The sequence below is a fragment of the Streptomyces sp. NBC_01089 genome (assembly GCF_045162975.1).
GTDB lineage: Bacteria > Actinomycetota > Actinomycetes > Streptomycetales > Streptomycetaceae > Streptomyces.
The window spans coordinates 6,653,281-6,670,816 of the sequence record NZ_CP108660.1; the positions used below are offsets into that span (position 1 = coordinate 6,653,281).

The following is a 17,536-nucleotide window of genomic DNA, read 5'->3' on the forward strand; positions in this document are numbered from 1 at the left end:
CCCGGTGGCCCCCCGTGTCAGCCGGTGACTCCGCTCAGTGCCTGGTCGAGCGCCTGCAGGAACCGGTTGGTGGTCGCACGGTCCCGTACCGCGAGCCGCAGCCACTCGGGTCCGAGCCCCGGAAAGGTGTCACCGCGGCGGGCCGCGAAGCCCAGCCGGCGCAGCCGCTCCCGTACCTCGTCGGCACGCTCCATCCGGATCAGTACGAAAGGACCCGCGGCCGGCTCCACCGCCCGTACCTCGTCGAACTCCGCGAGACCGGCCAGCAGATGGGCCCGGTCCGCGGCGATGGCGTGCGCGGCGAGCGCGGCCTCGGCGAGCGCGGGCGCCGCCGAGCACGCCTCGGCCGCTGCCAGCGCCGGAGTGGACACCGGCCACAGCGGCTGCGCACGCTCCAGCAGTTCCACGGTCTCCGGCTCGGCCAGCACATAGCCGATCCGCAGCCCCGCGAGCCCCCAGGTCTTGGTGAGGCTGCGCAGGACGATCAGGCCGGGCACATCCGTACGGTCGGCCAGCGACTCGCGCTCGTCGGGCACCGCGTCCATGAACGCCTCGTCGACCACCAGCAGCCGCCCCGGCGCCGCCAGCGAGGCGAGCGTCCCGGCTGGATGCAGTACGGATGTCGGGTTGGTCGGATTGCCGGCCACCACCAGGTCCGCGGCCTCGGGGACGGCAGCCGGATCCAGCCGGAAACCGTCCTCCGCGCGCAGCAGCACCCGCCGCACCGTGTGCCCGGCGTCGCGCAGCGCCGCCTCCGGTTCGGTGAACTGCGGATGCACGACCACGGGTCTGCGAACCGGAAGGGCACGGGCGATCAGTACGAACGCCTCGGCGGCGCCCGCCGTCAGCAGGACCCGTTCGACCGGCAGCCCGTGTCTGGCGGCCACCGCAGCTCTCGCGGCCCGCCCGTCGGGATACGCGGCCAGGCCGCCGAGCGAACCCGCTATGTGGTCCCTGAGCCAGGGCGGGGGAGTACCCGCCCTGACATTGACCGCGAGGTCGGTGAGGCCGCCGGGACCGCAGTCCCGTACCTCCGCGTCGCCGTGGTGCCGTAGATCGTGGACGTCAGTGTGTGTGCGCATGACTGCCATGGTGGTGAAGGTGGTCCCCGTCGTCATCAGGGTGAAAGTGGGACTGTTGTGGAGGTCCCGGATCCGCCGGGCCGCCGGTGTCCGCCGTCAGGCGTCCGCGGTCCGGTCCCGGTGGCCCCGGTGCGCGCCGGCGCACCACCGCGCAGGTCGCCATCGCCGGCCTGCCGTGCGGCGCCGACTTCCGCTTCGGGACGAGCAGTTCGCCGCCGCCCGCGAGCGCGGCCGCCTCCGCGACCGACGCGGTGCCGACCGCGGCCCGCGCGGTGTCCGACGGATGCGGCACCCCGATCAGGGCGAGCGCGGCCGCGCTGTACGGACGCAGCGGCACCCCGAGCCGTACGGCAGCGGCGACCAGCCCCGGTTCGCCGGCTCTGACGTCCACGGTCGTCAGCTCGGCGACATCGAGCGGCGAGAGACCGGCGGCGCGCAGGACGTCCCCGATCAGCCCGAGCACCTCGTCGGCGCCGACCCCGGGGGAGGCCCCGACACCCACGACGAGCGGGCCCGGCGGGCCGTTGCGCGCTGGGGCTGGGGCTGGGGCTGGGGCTGGGGCTGGGGCCGCGGCAGCGGGATCGGCTGATTCAGACGTTGACATGCGGGACCCCGGTGTCATGAGCTAGGCAGAGCCCATGGCGGTCTTCGTCGCGCTCGGCGCGTTCCTGATGACGCTGGTCGGTGGCTGGACCGCTCAGCGGGTCACCGACAAGCGTCATCTGGTGCTGGGCCTGGCGGGCGGACTGATGCTCGGCGTGGTCGGTCTCGACCTGCTGCCCGAGGCGCTGCGCGCGGCGGGCGGCGAGATCTTCGGTGTGCCTGCGGCGCTGCTGCTGTTCGTCGGCGGGTTCCTCGTCGCCCACCTGGTGGAGCGGCTGCTCGCGGTGCGCCAGGCGGCACACGGGGCCGCGGAGGAGCGGGTCCCGCAGGTCGGGCTGACGGCGGCGGCCGCGATGGTCGGCCACAGCCTGATGGACGGTGTCGCGATCGGCGCCGCCTTCCAGGTGGGCGACGGGATGGGCGCGGCCGTGGCCATCGCGGTGGTCACCCATGACTTCGCGGACGGCTTCAACACGTACACGCTGACCAGCCTGTACGGGAACGCGCGCCGCAAGGCGATCGCCATGCTGGTCGCCGACGCGCTGGCTCCCGTGGTGGGCGCCGCCTCGACCCTGCTGTTCACTCTTCCGGAGCAGCCGCTCGGCTGCTATCTCGGCTTCTTCGGCGGTGTTCTGCTCTATCTCGCCGCCGCCGAGATCCTCCCCGAGGCGCACCACGAGCACCCGGCCCGCTCCACGCTGCTCTGCACCGTGGCGGGGGTCGCGTTCATCTGGCTGGTGGTGGGTATCGCGGGCTGACCGCCCGGGAACCGGCTTCCGTGCCGGCCCGGCTCCCCGCCCCGGTCCGCTGCTCATCCCGCGCACCCGTCGGTGAACCTCCGGGCGACCTCGGGCCGCGCGGCCCAGTGCGTGTGCAGATAGCTCGCGTGCACACCCCGCTGGACGAACCCCTCGACCCGGCGCTCCGGCTGGTGCACACCCCACGCGGGCGTGGCCCCCGCCCCGGGTTCGAGGACCGTGCGGTGGAACTCATGGGCGCGCAGCCGGGTCCCGGCCCGTGCCAGCGAGCTGTCCGACACGGCCACGGCGTCCCGGTAGCCCAGCGTCAGCCGCTCCGACATCCGGGCCTCGGCGTCCAGCACACCGCACATCGGGTGCCCGTCGAGCGAACGCGACAGATAGAGCAGCCCGGCGCACTCGGCGGCGACCGGCGCGCCGGACGCCGCCAGCTCCGCGACGGCCCGGCGCAGCGGCTCGTTGGCGGACAGCTCGGGCCCGTACACCTCGGGGAAACCGCCGCCGATGACGAGTGCTGCGGTGCCGTCGGGGAGCCGTTCGTCGTGCAGCGGGTCGAAGCCGACGACATCGGCGCCCGCCGCGGTGAGCAGCTCGGTGTGCTCGGTGTACGAGAAGGAGAACGCGGCCCCGCCCGCGACGGCGACGACGGGGCGCCCGGCACGGGCAGCGCCCGCACCGCCCCAGCCCGCACCGCCGCCCGTGTCGCCCCCGTCCGCACCGCCGTTGCCCATGCCGCCACAGCCCGCGCCGCCGCCGTCCATGCCGCCGCCCGGGGCCAGGGCGCTCCGCGGGTCCCACGCCTCGGTCTCCAGCGGCGGCGCGCTCCGCGCCAGCGCCAGTACCGCCTCCAGGTCGCACCCGGCCCGCACCTGCTCCGCCATCGCCGCGACCGCGCCCACCGCGTCGGGCCGCCGCTCCGCCACCGGTACAAGACCCAGATGCCGGGACGGGGTCTGCGCCTGCCCGGTGCGTCTGAGCACCCCGAGCACCGGCACCCCCGACTCGTCCAGCGCCTCCCGGAGCAGCGCCTCGTGCCGGTCGGAGCCCACCTTGTTGAGGATCACCCCGCCGATCCGCACCCCGGGGTCCCAGGAGGCGAAGCCGTGCACCAGCGCGGCCGCCGACCTGGACTGCGACGACGCGTCGACCACCAGCACCACCGGCGCCCGAAGCACCTTCGCGACCTGCGCGGTGGACGCCAGCTCGCCCTGCCCCGCCGCCCCGTCGTACAGCCCCATCACGCCCTCGACGACCGCCAGATCCGCGCCGGCCGCGCCGTGTGCGAAGAGCGGCGCGATCAGCTCCGTACCGCAGAGGTACGCGTCGAGATTGCGCCCGGGGCGGCCGGTCGCCAGCGCGTGGTAGCCCGGGTCGATGTAGTCGGGCCCCACCTTGTGCGGCGACACGGCGAGTCCCCGCCCGGCGAACGCGGCCATCAGGCCGGTGGCGACCGTGGTCTTGCCGCTCCCCGACGAGGGCGCGGCTATCACGAGTCTGGCTACCACTCGATGCCCCTCTGGCCCTTCTGCCCCGCGTCCATCGGATGCTTGACCTTCGACATGTCGGTCACCAGGTCGGCGAAGTCGAGCAGCGGCTGCGGCGCGTTCCGCCCGGTGATCACCACATGCTGGGTGCCGGGCCGGTCCCGCAGCACGGAGACCACCTCGTCGGTGTCCACCCACCCCCAGTGCATCGGGTACGCGAACTCGTCGAGCACGACCAGCCGGTAGCTCTCCGCCGCGAGATCACGCTTGACCTGCTCCCAGCCCTCGCGGGCGGCCTCCTCGCTGGACTCGATGTCCCGCTGGACCCAGGACCACCCCTCGCCCATCTTGTGCCAGGCGACCGTGCCGCCCTCACCGCTGTCCCCGAGCACCCGCAGCGCCCGCTCCTCGCCGACCTTCCACTTGGCGGACTTCACGAACTGGAACACCCCGATGGGCCAGCCCTGATTCCAGCCGCGCAGCGCGAGCCCGAAGGCCGCGGTCGACTTCCCCTTCCCGATGCCCGTATGCACCATGGTCAGCGGCCGGTTGCGGCGCTGCCGGGTGGTGAGCCCGTCCTCGGGCACGGTGGCCGGCTGTCCCTGCGGCATTACGCTGCCCTCCTCGATGACGTGCTCTGTACGTCCTTGACCAGCCCGGCGATGCTCTCGGCCCGCAGCTCGTCCAGCGTCACCGCGGTACCGCCGAGCCGCTGCGCCAGTTCTCCGGCGAGGCCCAGCCTGACCGGACCCGTCTCGCAGTCCACGACGACCGAGGCGACACCCTCCGCCTCGTGCAGCCGCGCGGCGCGCGCGGCCAGCGCCACCGGATCCGGGCCGCCGGTGGCCCGGCCGTCGGTGACGACCACGAGCAGCGGCCGGCGCGACGGGTCCCGCATCCGCTCGACCCTGAGCACCTCATGGGCCTTCAGCAGCCCGGCGGCCACCGGGGTGCGCCCGCCGGTCGGCAGGGTGTCGAGCCGGGCTGCCGCCGCGTCCACCGAAGAGGTCGGCGGCAGCGCGATCTCCGCGTCCTTCCCGCGGAAGGTCACCAGGCCCACCTTGTCGCGCCGCTGATACGCGTCGAGCAGCAGCGAGAGCACGGCGCCCTTCACCGCGCTCATCCGCTGCCTGGCCGCCATCGACCCGGAGGCGTCCACCACGAAGAGCACCAGATTGCCCTCGCGGCCCTCACGGGTGGCCTGCCGCAGATCGTCCCTGCGCACCACAAGACCGCGGCCCGATCGTCCGCGCGCCCGCTGATGCGGCGCGGCGGCCTGGACCGTCGCCGCCAGATGCAGCTTGGTGAGGGCGCCCTGCGGCCGGCGCGAACCGGTGGTGCGGCCGTGCTCGGTCCTGGCCCTGGAGCGGCGCCCGGCCGCCCCATCGCCGAGCCCGGGCACGCTCAGCATCCGGGTACGGAACGGCTCGGCCGCCTTCGCCGCCGCCTGCTCCCCGCCCCCGCCCGGCGCGGCGGGGGCGCTCTCGCCCGGCTGCTGCTGCGCGGGCGTGTCGGCCCCGTCACCCGCGGGTTCCCGCTGCCGCGGCGTGTCGCCGGGTCCGCCGTCGCCGTCACGCTGCGGCGGCAGCCCGCCACCGCCACCGCCGTCAGGCCCCGGACCGTCGTCGTCCCCGCCGTCGCCGTCCCCTGAGGACTCCCCGGCGGACTCGTTCAGCGTGTCGTCGAGCTTGTCCTCGTCGAGCCCCGGCGCGTCGAACGGATTGCGCCTGCGCCGGTGCGGCAGCGCGAGCAGCGCCGCCTGCCGTACGTCGTCGGCCGTGACGTCCGAACGCCCCGCCCAGGCGGCCAGCGCGGTCGCGGTGCGCGCCATCACGATGTCCGCGCGCATCCCGTCCACCTCGAAGGCGGCACAGGTCGCGGCGATCTGCCGCAGCGCGGGATCACCGAGACGCACGGAGGGCAGCAGCGCCCGCGCGGCCACGATGCGCGCCCGCAGCTCGCTCTCCTCGTCCGCCCAGCGGGCGGCGAACCCGGCGGGGTCGTCGTCGTACGCGAGCCTCCTGCGCACCACCTCGACCCGCTGGTCCGGGTCGCGCGAAGCGGCGACCTCCACGGTCAGCCCGAAGCGGTCCAGCAACTGCGGCCGCAGCTCGCCCTCTTCGGGGTTCATCGTGCCGACGAGCAGGAACCGCGCGGCGTGCCGTACGGAGACGCCCTCGCGCTCCACGTACGAGGCACCCATGGCGGCGGCGTCGAGCAGCAGGTCCACCAAGTGGTCGTGCAGCAGGTTGACCTCGTCGACGTAGAGGATCCCGCGGTGCGCGTCGGCCAGCAGCCCCGGCTCGAACGCCTTCACGCCGTCGGCCAGCGCGCGCTCGATGTCCAGCGCGCCGACCAGCCGGTCCTCGGAGGCGCCGACGGGCAGTTCGACCATGCGCGCGTCGCGTGACACGCCGTCGGCGGACTCGTGCGGGCCGTCGGGACACGCCGGGTCGGGCGCGCCGGGGTCGCACGAGAAGCGGCACCCCGGGACCACCGGGACAGCGGGCAGCAGCGCGGACAGGGCCCGCACCGCCGTACTCTTCGCGGTCCCCTTCTCACCGCGCACGAGGACGCCGCCGACTGCCGGGCTGACCGCGTTGAGCAGCAGCCCCAGACGCAGGTCGTCCATGCCCACGACAGCGGTGAACGGGTAGGGCGTGGTCACTTCGGGATCACTCCTTCGGATGCTCGGGTGACAGGTTCGGGTTCGGTGACGGGCCGGCGTCCGGATCGCGGCGGTGCGCCCGGCGGTGCCCCCGGTGGTACGAAGGGGAGCCCCGCCGGAGCGCCCGACTCGATCAGCGCGAGCAGCCCGTCGGTGTCCGCGTGTTCCTCGATGAGGTCGCCCAGCCGGTCCAGCTGCTCCTCGCGGAGCACACCGAAGCTGGTGTCGGGAGCCGGTACGAAACGCCGTCCGGCGACAGCGGCGACCTCGCGCAGGAAGGCCCGCCGGAAACCGTCGCTCTCCAGCGATCCGTGCCAGTGGGTGCCCCACACGGAACCGGCGCGGCAGCCGTCCAGGAAGGGGGAGCCGCCCAGCACATCGGCGACCCCGTGGTGGATCTCGTACCCGTCGACACGCTCCCCGAGCGCCTCGCCGGCCGGCCGCGCCAGGGTCTTCTCCACGGCGAACCGCACCCGCACGGGCAGCAGTCCGAGCCCGTCCACGGACCCGGCGCGCGATTCGACCGTGTCGTCGATGTGCTCGCCGAGCAGCTGGAAACCGCCGCAGATGCCCAGCACGGGCCGGCCCTCGGCGGCCCGCCGGGCCAGCGCGGCGGCGAGCCCGCGCTCCCGCAGCCACTCCAGGGCGCGCACCGTGCCGCGGGTCCCCGGCACGATCACCAGATCCGCGTCCGCCAGCTCCTCCGCACGGTCCACGAACCGCACCACGACGCCCGGTTCGGCCGCCAGCGCGTCCACATCCGTGAAGTTCGACATCAGCGGCACGGCGCACACCGCGATCCGCAGCACGTCCTGCCCGTACGGCGCCGACACGGGGGGCTCGCGCACCGTGCCGCGCATCGACACCCGCAGCCCGTCCTCCTCGTCGATGCCGAGACCGTGCGCGTACGGCAGGACCCCGTAGGTCCGCCGCCCGGTCAGGTCCTGGAGCATGTCGAGGCCCGGTTCGAGCAGGGACACGTCGCCGCGGAACTTGTTGACCAGATACCCGGCGACGAGCGCCTGGTCGTCGGCGGCCAGCAGCGCCGTCGTACCGAAGAACGACGCGAAGACCCCGCCCCGGTCGATGTCGCCGACGACGACCACCGGGAACCGCGCGGCGCGCGCGATGCCCATGTTGACGATGTCGGTCCGCCGCAGATTGATCTCGGCGGGGCTGCCCGCTCCCTCGCAGATCACCGCGTCGTACGTGCTGCGCAGCTGGTCCAGACAGTCCGTCACCGTGCCGAGCAGCGCCTCCTGCCGGCCGCCGTGGTAGCCGCGGGCGCTCATCTCGCCCACCGGCTTCCCCATCAGCACGACCTGGCTCGACCGGTCGCTGCCCGGCTTGAGCAGCACCGGGTTCATCAGCGCGGTGGGCTCGACCCGCGCCGCCTGCGCCTGCATCGCCTGCGCCCGCCCGATCTCCGCGCCCTCGCGGGTGACGAACGAATTGAGCGACATGTTCTGCGCCTTGAAGGGGGCGACCTTCACCCCCCGGCGCACCAGCCACCGGCAGATGCCCGCCGTGACCACGCTCTTCCCGGCGTCCGACGTCGTTCCGGCCACCAGCAGTCCGCCACTCATCCGCGTACCTTCCTCACCACGAGAGCTGTCGCGAGCGCCAGCAGCGACACCCGGCGCGACAGCCGCACCGCGCGCTCGATGTCCGTGTGGTCCACGGGCCGGCCGCCGCCGTTGAGCACCGCCCGGTGCTCGGCCCGGCCGCCGTACGAGAGGGTGCCGCCGAGCCGTACGCCGATGGAGCCTGCGAACGACGCCTCCACCGGGCCCGCGTTGGGGCTCGGGTGGCCGCCCGCGTCCGACCGCCAGGCCCGGACGGCGCCCAGCGGATCCCCGCCGGCGATCACGGCGAGTGCGGCGGTGAGCCGGGCGCCCGGCCAGCCCGCCAGATCGTCGAGCCTGGCCGAGGCCCAGCCGTACCGCAGATACCGGGGCGACCGGTGGCCGACCATCGCGTCCAGGGTGTTCACCGCACGGAACCCGACGAGCCCCGGCACCCCCGCCAGCGCGCCCCACACCAGGGCGCCCACCACGGCGTCGGAGGTGTTCTCGGCCACGGACTCCACGACGGCCCGGGCGATCTGCTGGGCGTCGAGCGCCTGCGGGTCGCGCCCGCACAGATGCGGCAGCCGTTCCCTGGCCGCCTCGATGTCACCGGCGGCCAGCGCGTCGCCCACCGCGCGGGCTTCCCGCCCCAGCGAGGTGCCGCCGACGACGGCCCAGGTGGCGGCGGCGGTCAGCGCGACGCCTGCGGCGGCACGGCCGCGTACGGCACGTCCGGCCAGGACGGCGGCGCCCACCGCGCCCCCGGCGCAGACCGCGGTGTGCAGGACGCCCCACCCTCGGTGGTCGCGCCACAGTCGGCGCTCCACGGCGGCGGCGGCCCGCCCGAAAACGGCGACCGGATGTCCGCGCCGTGGGTCGGCGAGAAGGAGGTCTGCCAGGAGGCCCGTGGTGGCGCCGTACACGAAGACACGCTCGGCACGCATGGGGTCAGCAGGCCGGTACGCCTCGAAGGGCTCTCACAGCGGCCGCATCCGGGGCTCCGGGCGGTTCGGGCAGCAGGCGGCCGCGCATGGCGTAGTCCTCACTCAGGGTGTCCGCGCCCTGGTTCGACGTGACCGGCGGTGAGAGTTCCTGGCTCCCGGGGTGCGACCCCCGGTGACAGTGGCGGGACCGCGCCGGATTCGCACCGGACTTCCTCTCCTGCCGCCGTATTGGCCCCGGCAGTCCACCACGGTCGGCGAACACCCGTCAACTCACCCTTGACCTGCGGCGGGACAGTGTGCCGAGCCCCACACGGGCCCTGGCCGTCAGGCGACGATCAGATAGATCCCGTACGCCACGGCCGCCGCGCACAGAGCGAAGCAGAGGTAGGCCCCGGCCCGTGCGGCCGGTACCGGGCCACGGCCCGTACCGGCGGGTGTCGCGGCGGCGGGTGCGGTGGCGGTGCCTGCTTCCGGCGCGGGCTTGCGTGCCAGGCCCACCACGCCGAGCGTGAACAGGCCCACAAGACCGACGGTCGCCACCAGGCTGACGCCGAAGACGGTGCCGAGAGCTGCCCAGTCGATGTCCATGGTGCGGTGTCCTTCTCCTTCAGACCGTGGCGGGCCGGGTCGGCTCCGGTGCGGGGCCGCCCGGTGCGGGGATGGTGGTCCGCAGACCGTCGGGGACCGCCGCTCCGGCCGGCGGCGGGGTGACGGCCGCGATGGCGGTGGTGACGACCCCGGCGGGCTCGTCCGCAGCGGCGGGTTCGTCGGGGGTGACGCTGTGCCGGTCGACCGGTGTGCGGCGGGACAGCGACCAGATGACACCGGAGCCCGCGACCAGCAGAACGGCCACGGCCCCGATACCCCAGGGACCGCGGCCGGTCAGGAACTCGGCGCCCGCGCCTACGACCGCGGCGGCGGGCAGGGTCAGACACCAGGCGACGGCCATCCGGGTCGCGGTCGACCAGCGGACCACCCCGCCCTTGCGGCCGAGTCCGGCGCCCATCACGGAGCCCGAGCAGACCTGGGTGGTGGAGAGCGAGAAGCCGAGGTGCGATGAGGCCAGGATCACGGTCGCGGCACCGGTCTGGGCGGCGAAGCCCTGCTGCGGCCTCAGCTCGGTGAGCCCCTTGCCCATGGTCTTGATGATGCGCCAGCCGCCCAGGTAGGTGCCGAGTGCGATGGCGGTGCCGGCGGAGACGATGACCCACAGGGGCGGGTTCGAGCCGGGCGCGATGACCTTGCCCGTGACCAGGGCGAGGGTGATGACGCCCATGGTCTTCTGCGCGTCGTTGGTGCCGTGGGCCAGCGAGACCAGACCGGCGGACGCGATCTGGCCGGCCCGGTAGCCCTTGGCGGTGGACTTCTCGTCCGTACGGCGGCCGATCCGGTACGTCAGCCTGGTGGCCAGCAGCGCGGCGACACCGGCGACGACCGGTGCGGCGACCGCGGGGAGCAGGACCTTGGTGACGACCACGTCGCCGTTGACACCGGACGAGCCGACCGACATCAGCGTGGCTCCGATGAGCCCGCCGAAGAGTGCGTGGGAGGAACTGGACGGCAGACCGAGCAGCCAGGTCAGCAGGTTCCAGAGGATGGCACCGACGAGTGCCGCGAAGATCACCTCGGTGGTGATGCCCTGTTCATTGATGATCCCGCCGGAGATCGTTTTGGCGACCTCGACGGACAGGAAAGCCCCGACAAGGTTGAGCGCGGCGGACATGGCCACCGCGGTCTTCGGTTTGAGAGCGCCGGTCGAGATGGTCGTCGCCATCGCGTTGGCCGTGTCGTGGAAACCGTTCGTGAAGTCGAACACGAGAGCGGTAATGATCACGATCCCAAGGAGCAGGGTCAAGTGTTCCATTTACCTGGGCAATCGTTCGAGGTCATTGACGAGATGAACGTAGGCAACCCGGGTGAACGGAAGATGAACTGGGCCGGGCGCTGTGGTGACCCTGCCCGGACGCGCCCGTTCCGCCTTCCGCGGGGCGCTTCCCGCCGGGCGTGCTTCCCGCCGGGCGTGCTTCCCGCGGGGCGTGCTTCCCGCGGGGCCGCGGCGGCGTACCGGGGCGCCAGGGGGCCTGGCATCATCGCGTGGACCGGGCACCGGATGCCCGGGGCGGCCCCGGGCCGGCCGGGCGGGACAGATGTGATGGGGGAGAGGCAGTGGCGTCCGACGAGACCCATGAGCTGAGCGTCGAGGGGACCGGTCCGCTCGCGAGGGCCTGGCACGATGTCGTCGCCACCGCCCGCAGGACCGCGTCCGAAGGGCTGGTCGTCGGCACATCGGGCAATGTCTCGGTCCGCTGCGGCGAGCTGATCCTGGTCACGCCGAGCGGAGTGCCGTACGAGAAGCTCGGCCCGGACGACACGGTCGCCGTCGACCTGGACGGCCGCCAGGTGCTCGGCGAGCTGAAGCCGACCAGCGAACTGCCGCTGCACCTCGCCGTCCACCGCGCCACCAGCGCCACCGCCGTGGTCCACACCCACGCGGTGCACGCGACGGCGGTCTCGCTGCTCGTCCCCGAGCTGCCCGCCGTCCACTACATGGCCGCCGCGCTGGGCGGCCAGGTGCGGGTCGCCCCGTACGCGCTCTACGGGAGCGACGAGCTGGCGGCGAACATGCTCACCGCCCTCACGGACCGCTCGGGCTGCCTCCTCCAGAACCACGGCACCGTCACCTACGGCAGCTCACTCGACCAGGCGTACGACCGCACCGCCCAGCTGGAGTGGATGTGCCGGCTCTGGCTCACCGCGTCCGCCGTGCCGGGCCGCACACCGTCCCTGCTCTCGCCGGAACAGCTGGCCGCCGCCACCGAGAAGCTCAGGGGATACGGCCAGAACGGCTAGGGCGCGTCCGCCCACGTTTGCTCCGGTCGGCTGGCAGCCGGGCCCGCCCCCACCGACACTGGAGGAGTGCGCCCGGCAACCGCGACGGCAACGGCCGTCACCACTCTGATCGGCGTCGGCGCGGCCGCAGCGGCGGCCGCCCGGCTCGCCGCCGACGCCGCGCTCAGGGCGCCGCACGGCCGGGCCCTGCCCGCCGAACCCCGGCTCTCCGTCCACGCCACGGCCCCCGGCCGGGTCACCCTCACCCGGTGCCTGGCCTCGCTGCGCCCCGGTGTGTACGGGCTGGAGGGCCCCGGGGTCCACGCCGTCGTCGGACCGGTGATCGACGGCGGCTCCGAGACCGCCGACACCGTCGTGCGCCGCCTCGACCGCGTCACCTACGGCACGCTCGGCCCCGGCACCAAGGCCAGACTCACCCCGCAGGTGTACGTGGGAGACCCGCGCTCCGCGCTCGGGATCGACCACGCCGACGTGGACATCCCCGGTGAACTCGGCTCCTCTCCCGCCTGGTTCGTGCCCGGCCCCCGCCCCACCTGGGTGATCACGGTGCACGGCCGGGGGACCGGCAGGGAGCACCCCATGAACGTCCTGGGCTTCCTGCACGAGCAGCAGTTCCCGGTCCTCGACATCTCCTACCGCGGGGACACCGGCGCCCCCGCGTCCCCCGACGGCCTGGGTCACCTCGGCGCGTCCGAGTGGCGCGACCTGGACGCGGCCATCCGCTACGCCGTCCGCTACGGCGCCGAGCACGTCATCCTGCACGGCTGGTCCACCGGCGCCGCCATGGCCCTGCACGCCGCGGCCGGCTCGGGGATGCGCGACCGCATCAGCGGCCTGGTGCTCGACTCCCCGGTGCTCGACTGGGAGGCCACCGTCGGCGCGCTGGCCTCGGCCCGGCGCACCCCGGCCGTCCTGCGGCCCCTCGTGGTGCGGGCCGCCCAGGGGCGTACCGGTGTCAACGGCGACCGGCTGCGCGCCGCCGCCGACCCCCGGGCGCTGACCGTGCCCACCCTGATCTTCCACGGCCCCGACGACCGGGTGGCCTCCTGGCAGCGCTCCGTCGAACTCGCCGCGGACAAGCCGACGTTGGTGGAGCTGCGGACCGTGACGGGCGCCCCGCACGGGGCCATGTGGAACGCGGATCCCGCCGCCTACGAAGAGGCCATGCGGCGCTTCCTGACCCCGCTCATGTAGCACCCCGTACGGCACCCGGACAGGTCCCAGGGCATGGAGGTCCGCCCCCGTACGCCCTGCGTCAACCTGTAGCGAGGGGTTCCGTTTGGGCTTTCGGCCCGTCAGAGGCAAGACTGCTCCCCGTGACGTCCCGTAACCCGCGCGACTCCAGACTCCGCCTCGTCCGCCCCCGACCTCTGGTCACGGCCCGCCGTGTCGTGAGCAACCGGCCCATCCGCCCCGCCCCGCGCCCGCCCGCCGGTACCCCGGCCCCGGCCGAGCTGGCCCGCCAGGCCAGGGCGGTCCTCGCCGACGCCGTCCGGATCGCCCGCTGGGCGGGGGACGCCCGGCCGGTGCGGGGCGGGGCGCTCGCCGCACCCGCCACCGAACACGCCGTACGCGCCCTCGCGTTGACCCCGGAGGCGGTCCGCGCGGGCTGGGACCGCGCCCGCCTCGCCGGACTCGTCGAAGTGCACGGGGACATCGCCCGCCCCGGCTGGCGGCTGCGCGCCTGGGACGGTGACGACAGCGCGGTGCTGCGCGGCTGGGTCGCCCTCTTCGACGCCTGGTCGATCGTCCACCCGGCCGCGGCCGATGTGCCGGCCACCGCGGTGGCCGAGGTCGTCGAGGCCGTACCGCAGGTCCTCTCGCTCCTCCAGCTCTCCGCCGGGCCCGTGACCGTGCCGGCCCTGCTCGACCTGCTCCAGCAGCGCGTCGCCGAACTCCACGAGGAGCGCTGCGAGGTCCCCTACGGCCCGCAGCCGCAGCCCGAGCCCCCCACCGCGGCGATTCCACTGCCCGCGCTGCCCGCGCTCCTCGACTGGGCGCTGCGCGGTCTGGCGGCCGTCGGGGCGCTGACGCTGGCGCCCGGCCAGGCGACGCTGACGCCGCTCGGCAACTGGGCGGTCTGGGTCAAGCTGGAGCAGATCTGTGTCGCCGCGCAGAGCCCGGCGGGCAACATCGAGCAGCGCGCCGACGACATGCTGCGCGGCTGTGCGCAGCTGACCCCCGGCCCGGCACGCGCCGAGTACCGCGCCTGGCTGGCCGCCCGCACCGTGGGCAGCGCCGTCACCGAGCTGCTCGCCGTGGCCCGCGGCGAGGACGCGCTGCTGCGGGGTCTCGCCTTCGAGGCGCTGCGGGTGGTCGGCGCGCCCGCGGAGGCCGCGGTGCGGGGCGCGGCCGATGAGACCTCGCTCCGGCCGTACGCCGTGCTCTGGCTCGCGGAGTACGAGGGAGCCGACCCCGAGGACGCCCACGACGCGCTCACCCGTGAGGAGGCGACCTGGCTCTGGGTGGACACGGCGGCCGCCGTCGCCGACCACGGGGAGAGCACCCTGCTGGTCCGCCACCTGGAATCGGCGGTCCAGGGCACCGTGCCCGCCCTGCTCGAAGAGGTACGGGCCGTGGGGCACCCGCGCACGGTGCAGGTGCTGGTGGCACTGGCGGCCGCACACCCCGACCCGGCCCTGGCCAAAGCGGTGCGCCGGGCCGCCTTCCAGGTGCACACCGGCGGCGTCTGAGCGCGGCCCGGCACCGGCCGGGACGGTGCTGCTCCCGGGGGCCCCTGCGCCAGAAGCGTGCAGGGGCCCCGCGAACGGCGCCCCCTCAGGCCGGTCCGCCCGGCACATACGTGCCGAAGCTCCAGATGTTCCCCTCGGCGTCGCGCGCCATGTAGTCGCGGGAGCCGTAGTCCTGGTCGGTCGGCGGCATCAGGATCTCCACCCCGTGCTCCACGGCCTGCCGGTGGTGGGCGTCCGTGTCCTCGACGGCGACATAGACGCCCACCGGGCCGCCCTTCGCCATCGCCTCGGCGAAGACGCCCTCCCGGCCCCGGGTGCCCAGCATCACCATGCCGTCGCCGTAGGCCAGCTCGGCGTGCAGGACCGCGCCGCTCTCGTCCTCGTAGACAGCGACCTCCCTGAAGCCGAATGCGTCCTTGAGCAGCCGGATGGCCGCCTTGGCGTCGTCGTACAGCAGCGTCGGACTGATCGTGGCAACCATGCCGGGGCACCCTTCCGCCGGATTCACGCTTCCGATTTGTCCTTCTTGTGTGCGGTGCTCTCCCAGTCTGGCACCGGGCACCGACAGAGTGCCCGCGCGGCACCGTTAGACTGGGCCGCATGGCATTTCTCCTTGTGCATTAGCCGGCGTCGAAGCAACCCTCCGCCTGCCCTTCCGCCGTCCATACCGCCCTGGAGTTTTTCCGTGATCACCGCTTCCGGCATCGAGCTGCGCGCCGGCGCCCGCATCCTCATCGAGTCCGCCTCCTTCCGTATCGCCAAGGGCGACCGCATCGGCCTCGTCGGCCGCAACGGAGCGGGCAAGACCACGCTCACCAAGTGCCTTGCCGGTGAAGGCGTCCCCGCGGGGGGCACCATCACCCGCTCGGGCGAGGTCGGCTACCTCCCGCAGGACCCCCGCACCGGCGACCTCGACGTCCTCGCCAGCGACCGCATCCTCTCCGCCCGTGACCTCGACTCCGTCCTGCGCAAGATGCGCGAGAACGAGGAGCGCATGGCGCACGGCCAGGGCGCGACCCGCGAGAAGGCGATGAAGAAGTACGAGCGCCTGGAGACCGAGTTCCTCACCAAGGGCGGGTACGCCGCCGAGGCGGAGGCGGCCACCATCGCCGCCGCGCTCGGGCTGCCCGACCGGGTGCTCGGCCAGCCGCTCCACACGCTCTCCGGTGGTCAGCGCCGCCGGGTCGAGCTGGCCAGGATCCTCTTCTCGGACGCCGACACCCTGCTCCTCGACGAGCCCACCAACCACCTCGACGCGGACTCCATCGTCTGGCTGCGCGAGTACCTGAAGAACTACCGCGGCGGCTTCGTCGTGATCTCCCACGACGAAGAGCTGGTCGAGACGGTGGTCAACAAGGTCTTCTACCTGGACGCCAACCGCACCCGGATCGACGTCTACAACATGGGCTGGAAGCTCTATCAGCAGCAGCGCGAGGCCGACGAGAGGCGCCGCAAGCGCGAGCGCCAGAACGCCGAGAAGAAGGCCGCGTCCCTCAACTCGCAGGCCGACAAGATGCGCGCCAAGGCGACCAAGACCGTCGCCGCGCAGAACATGGCCAAGCGCGCGGACCGGCTGCTCGCCGGCCTGGAGGCCGTCCGTGTCTCCGACAAGGTCGCCAAGCTGCGCTTCCCCGACCCGGCGCCGTGCGGCAGGACCCCGCTCATGGCGGAGGGCCTGTCCAAGTCGTACGGCTCGCTGGAGATCTTCACCGATGTCGACCTCGCCGTCGACAAGGGTTCCCGCGTCGTTATCCTCGGCCTCAACGGCGCGGGCAAGACCACGCTGCTCAAGCTGCTCGCCGGCGCCGAGAAGCCCGACACCGGTGAGGTCATCGAGGGCCACGGCCTGAAGATGGGCTACTACGCCCAGGAGCACGAGACGCTGGACCCCGACCGCTCGGTCCTGGAGAACATGCGCTCCGCCGCACCCGATCTCGATCTGGTGCAGGTCCGCAAGACACTCGGCTCGTTCCTCTTCTCGGGCGACGACGTCGACAAGCCCGCCGGGGTGCTCTCCGGCGGTGAGAAGACCCGGCTGGCGCTGGCCACCCTCGTCGTGTCGTCGGCCAACGTGCTGCTCCTCGACGAGCCCACCAACAACCTCGACCCGGCCAGCCGCGAGGAGATCCTCGGCGCTCTGCGCACCTACAAGGGCGCCGTCATCCTCGTCACCCACGACGAGGGCGCGGTGCACGCGCTGGAGCCGGAGCGGATCATCCTGCTGCCTGACGGCGTCGAGGACCTGTGGGGTCCGGACTACGCGGACCTGGTCGCACTGGCCTGATCCAGCGCCTGATCCCTCGCCTGATCCACTGCGAATGGATCATTCGGCTTACGGGTGATCCTTCATCTGAGTGAGCCGCTCTCGTACCCCGGCGTGTCCCCCGCCCGCCGCCCGTCCGGCGGGCTCGGCGCGGGACCGCACCGGGCTCCTTGCACAGGACCGTCGCTGACCAGCGCTTTCGCGCTCAGCGGCGGTCCTGTGCGCGTTCCGCCGCTGCCGGAATGCGGCGATCCGGTCCGCGTAGTGAGCCGGGACGCGGAAATCCCTCCGGTACAGACCTTGCCGAATGGGTGGCCAGGAAGGCCGGGAGGGGTGATCATGAGAGTCCAGAGCGCACTTCCTTGAGGAGGCACGGGTGGCCGAGACTCTGAAGAAGGGCAGCCGGGTTACCGGCGCCGCGCGTGACAAGCTCGCGGCAGACCTGAAGAAGAAATACGACTCCGGTGCGAGCATCCGGGCACTGGCCGAGGAGACGGGCCGTTCCTACGGCTTCGTCCATCGGATGCTCAGTGAATCCGGTGTGACGCTGCGAGGACGCGGCGGAGCAACGCGAGGCAAGAAGGCCGCTTCGGCCTGACAGGGCCAAGAGGCCCGGTTCTGGA

At 73.7% G+C, this 17,536-nt stretch carries 15 protein-coding genes, 1 pseudogene and 1 riboswitch; of the genes and pseudogenes, 6 read left to right on the forward strand and 10 right to left on the reverse strand.

Going from position 1 to position 17,536, the window contains the following annotated elements:
- Positions 1–17: 17 nt before the first annotated feature.
- A complete protein-coding gene (gene cobC, locus OG510_RS29870; RefSeq protein WP_406140876.1) occupies positions 18–1,118 on the reverse strand; it encodes an Rv2231c family pyridoxal phosphate-dependent protein CobC in 1,101 nt (366 codons plus the stop codon).
- 40 nt (positions 1,119–1,158) lie between these two features.
- A pseudogene (locus tag OG510_RS29875) lies at positions 1,159–1,599 on the reverse strand (cobalamin biosynthesis protein); the annotation flags it as partial.
- Between the two features lie 121 nt (positions 1,600–1,720).
- On the opposite strand from OG510_RS29875, the gene OG510_RS29880 reads away from it, so the two are divergent.
- On the forward strand, positions 1,721–2,443 hold the full coding sequence (locus tag OG510_RS29880) for a ZIP family metal transporter (protein WP_164266110.1): 723 nt from the start codon (positions 1,721–1,723) through the stop codon (positions 2,441–2,443).
- A 53-nt stretch (positions 2,444–2,496) separates the two neighbouring features.
- On the opposite strand, the gene OG510_RS29885 is transcribed toward OG510_RS29880, so the two are convergent.
- From OG510_RS29885 to OG510_RS29915, 7 genes are all read right to left on the reverse strand, one after another.
- Complete coding sequence (locus tag OG510_RS29885; protein ID WP_406140878.1) at positions 2,497–3,948, reverse strand: cobyrinate a,c-diamide synthase; 1,452 nt, start codon at positions 3,946–3,948, stop codon at positions 2,497–2,499.
- Positions 3,942–4,538 (reverse strand): cob(I)yrinic acid a,c-diamide adenosyltransferase, encoded by a 597-nt coding sequence (cobO, locus tag OG510_RS29890; RefSeq protein WP_406140880.1) that lies wholly within the window; start codon positions 4,536–4,538, stop codon positions 3,942–3,944. The genes OG510_RS29885 and cobO overlap by 7 nt, the downstream gene beginning before the upstream one ends.
- Positions 4,538–6,595 carry a putative cobaltochelatase gene (locus OG510_RS29895; RefSeq protein ID WP_406140881.1) on the reverse strand — a complete coding sequence of 686 codons (2,058 nt, stop codon included), beginning with the start codon at positions 6,593–6,595 and terminating at the stop codon, positions 4,538–4,540. Before OG510_RS29895 ends, cobO begins: the two co-directional genes overlap by 1 nt.
- On the reverse strand, positions 6,592–8,181 hold the full coding sequence (locus OG510_RS29900) for a cobyric acid synthase (protein WP_406140883.1): 1,590 nt from the start codon (positions 8,179–8,181) through the stop codon (positions 6,592–6,594). The genes OG510_RS29895 and OG510_RS29900 overlap by 4 nt, the downstream gene beginning before the upstream one ends.
- Entirely contained in the window at positions 8,178–9,107 is a 930-nt protein-coding gene (locus OG510_RS29905) for a cobalamin biosynthesis protein (RefSeq protein ID WP_406140884.1), read from the reverse strand. Before OG510_RS29905 ends, OG510_RS29900 begins: the two co-directional genes overlap by 4 nt.
- Before the next feature lie 121 nt (positions 9,108–9,228).
- A riboswitch (cobalamin riboswitch) is annotated at positions 9,229–9,370 on the reverse strand.
- A 61-nt stretch (positions 9,371–9,431) separates the two neighbouring features.
- A complete protein-coding gene (locus OG510_RS29910; protein WP_406140886.1) occupies positions 9,432–9,695 on the reverse strand; it encodes a hypothetical protein in 264 nt (87 codons plus the stop codon).
- A 19-nt stretch (positions 9,696–9,714) separates the two neighbouring features.
- Positions 9,715–10,971, reverse strand: a complete 1,257-nt coding sequence (locus OG510_RS29915; protein WP_406140887.1) for an anion permease — start codon at positions 10,969–10,971, stop codon at positions 9,715–9,717.
- A 302-nt stretch (positions 10,972–11,273) separates the two neighbouring features.
- On the opposite strand from OG510_RS29915, the gene OG510_RS29920 reads away from it, so the two are divergent.
- From OG510_RS29920 to OG510_RS29930, 3 genes are all read left to right on the forward strand, one after another.
- Positions 11,274–11,957 (forward strand): class II aldolase/adducin family protein, encoded by a 684-nt coding sequence (locus OG510_RS29920; RefSeq protein ID WP_406140888.1) that lies wholly within the window; start codon positions 11,274–11,276, stop codon positions 11,955–11,957.
- Positions 11,958–12,023: 66 nt separating this feature from the next.
- Positions 12,024–13,151, forward strand: coding sequence for an alpha/beta hydrolase family protein (locus tag OG510_RS29925; RefSeq protein ID WP_406140889.1), 1,128 nt, complete (start codon positions 12,024–12,026; stop codon positions 13,149–13,151).
- Positions 13,152–13,273: 122 nt separating this feature from the next.
- On the forward strand, positions 13,274–14,650 hold the full coding sequence (locus tag OG510_RS29930) for a hypothetical protein (RefSeq protein ID WP_406140891.1): 1,377 nt from the start codon (positions 13,274–13,276) through the stop codon (positions 14,648–14,650).
- Between the two features lie 85 nt (positions 14,651–14,735).
- Here the strand turns inward: OG510_RS29930 and OG510_RS29935 are convergent, their stop codons facing one another.
- Positions 14,736–15,131 carry a VOC family protein gene (locus OG510_RS29935; protein ID WP_406140893.1) on the reverse strand — a complete coding sequence of 132 codons (396 nt, stop codon included), beginning with the start codon at positions 15,129–15,131 and terminating at the stop codon, positions 14,736–14,738.
- A gap of 204 nt (positions 15,132–15,335) precedes the next feature.
- Here OG510_RS29935 and OG510_RS29940 point away from each other — a divergent pair, with 204 nt between their 5' ends.
- Positions 15,336–16,934 carry an ABC-F family ATP-binding cassette domain-containing protein gene (locus tag OG510_RS29940; protein ID WP_406140895.1) on the forward strand — a complete coding sequence of 533 codons (1,599 nt, stop codon included), beginning with the start codon at positions 15,336–15,338 and terminating at the stop codon, positions 16,932–16,934.
- Between the two features lie 355 nt (positions 16,935–17,289).
- Entirely contained in the window at positions 17,290–17,511 is a 222-nt protein-coding gene (locus tag OG510_RS29945) for a helix-turn-helix domain-containing protein (RefSeq protein ID WP_006123601.1), read from the forward strand.
- Positions 17,512–17,536: the final 25 nt, after the last annotated feature.

What these genes read in the sequence shown, in the direction of transcription:
- OG510_RS29900 (WP_406140883.1), bottom strand. Translation starts at nt 8,181, where the DNA reads ATGAGTGGCGGACTGCTGGTGGCCGGAACGACGTCGGACGCCGGGAAG.
- OG510_RS29905 (WP_406140884.1), bottom strand. Translation starts at nt 9,107, where the DNA reads ATGCGTGCCGAGCGTGTCTTCGTGTACGGCGCCACCACGGGCCTCCTG.
- OG510_RS29935 (WP_406140893.1), bottom strand. Translation starts at nt 15,131, where the DNA reads ATGGTTGCCACGATCAGTCCGACGCTGCTGTACGACGACGCCAAGGCG.
- OG510_RS29915 (WP_406140887.1), bottom strand. Translation starts at nt 10,971, where the DNA reads ATGGAACACTTGACCCTGCTCCTTGGGATCGTGATCATTACCGCTCTC.
- OG510_RS29880 (WP_164266110.1), top strand. Translation starts at nt 1,721, where the DNA reads ATGGCGGTCTTCGTCGCGCTCGGCGCGTTCCTGATGACGCTGGTCGGT.
- OG510_RS29910 (WP_406140886.1), bottom strand. Translation starts at nt 9,695, where the DNA reads ATGGACATCGACTGGGCAGCTCTCGGCACCGTCTTCGGCGTCAGCCTG.
- cobO (WP_406140880.1), bottom strand. Translation starts at nt 4,538, where the DNA reads ATGCCGCAGGGACAGCCGGCCACCGTGCCCGAGGACGGGCTCACCACC.
- cobC (WP_406140876.1), bottom strand. Translation starts at nt 1,118, where the DNA reads ATGACGACGGGGACCACCTTCACCACCATGGCAGTCATGCGCACACAC.